This window comes from Streptomyces sp. W16, from assembly GCF_033194735.1.
Taxonomy (GTDB): Bacteria; Actinomycetota; Actinomycetes; order Streptomycetales; family Streptomycetaceae; genus Streptomyces.
The window spans coordinates 1-1431 of the sequence record NZ_JAWOAI010001069.1 but is presented as its reverse complement, the minus strand read 5'-3'; the positions used below and the strand labels follow the sequence as shown (position 1 = coordinate 1431).

The following is a 1431-nucleotide window of genomic DNA, read 5'->3' as shown; positions in this document are numbered from 1 at the left end:
CGCCGAACTGGCCGTACTGCTGCGCGAGCAGGACAGCGCGGCCGTCACGACCCGGGACGAGGCGACCGCCGGACGCTTCCGGATGCATCGCGCCTTCGCCGCCTGGCTCCGCGCGGCGGCCGGTGAGTTCCCCCTTGCTGTCGTCCTGGAGGACCTGCACCGGGCCGACGGCGAGACCCTCGCCCTGCTCGAAGCCGCGTCCACCGTCACCGGCGTACCCCTGCTCACCGTCGCCAGTTACCGGCCCGCCGAGGCGGGGGAGGATCTGGGCAAGACCCTCGCCCACCTCGCCCCCGCCGCACCCAGGCGCGTCGCGCTGAGCGGTCTGGCCCCGCACGACGTCGCCACCGTGGTCGACGCCGTGTGCGGTCAACCCGTCGATCCCTGGACGGTCACGGCCCTCGCCGAACGGACCGGCGGCAACCCCTTCTACGTCCTGGAGAGCGCACGGCTGCTGGCCCGCGAGGGCGCCCTCGTCGCCGTCTCCGAGGTCCCGCAGGGCGTACGCGACGTCCTGCGCAGACGGCTCGCCCGGCTGCCCGCCACAGCCCGCTCGGCCCTGCGGCTCACGGCCGTCGTGGGCCTGGAGGCCGATGCGGCCGTCCTGGTCGACGCCGCCGACACCGACGAGGACACGGTGCTGGAGGGCCTCGACGCAGCCCTCGCCGCCGACCTGCTGACCGAGTCCGGCCCCGGACGCGTCCGGTTCGTGCACGCGCTGGTCCGCGACACCGTGTACACCGACCTGTCCGGAGTACGACGCGCCCGCCTGCACGCCCGCATAGCGCAGGCGCTGCGCCGCCACCGGCCGCACGAACTCGCCGCCCTGGCCCACCACTTCGCCCACTCCGGCAGCACCGCGCACGCACCCCTCGCCGTCGACTACGCGCTCCGCGCCGCCGAGGCGGCCGAACAGCGCTACGCCCACGACGTCGCCGTTGACCTGATCCAGCAGGCGATCGAGACCCGCGCCGCCGCCACCGGCCCGGCCGCCGAACCGGCCCAACTGGACGACACCGTAAGCCTGTTGGTACGGCTGCTCGGCGCCCAGATCAGGGCCGGTTCCACCGACGCGGCCCGCCGCACCCGGCAGCGCGCCGTCGAACTCGCCGAACAGGCCGACCGGGGCGACCTGGTGGCCGCCGTCTACGGCGCCTGGACCGAACCCTCGCCCTGGCGCAGCAGACTGGAGGGCTTCTGCGACCGGACCACGCTGGAGCGGCTGGAACGTCTCGCAGCCGATCCCGGTCTCGACGGCCCCACCCGCGCACGGGTGTTGCAGGTCTACGTCGAAGCGGTGGCGGCCGAGAACGCGCCCCGCGCCCTGGAGGCGGCCCGCACCCAACTGGCGCTGGCCCGCGCAGGCGGCGAACCACGCCTGCTCGCCGCCGCGTTGATGACCTCGGCCAGGCTCCTGCCGCTGGAGACACA

1 pseudogene is annotated in these 1431 nt (G+C 75.1%); it reads left to right on the top strand.

Annotated elements, in window-relative coordinates:
- Positions 1 to 1431, top strand: a pseudogene (locus R6V09_RS53140) (BTAD domain-containing putative transcriptional regulator); the annotation flags it as partial.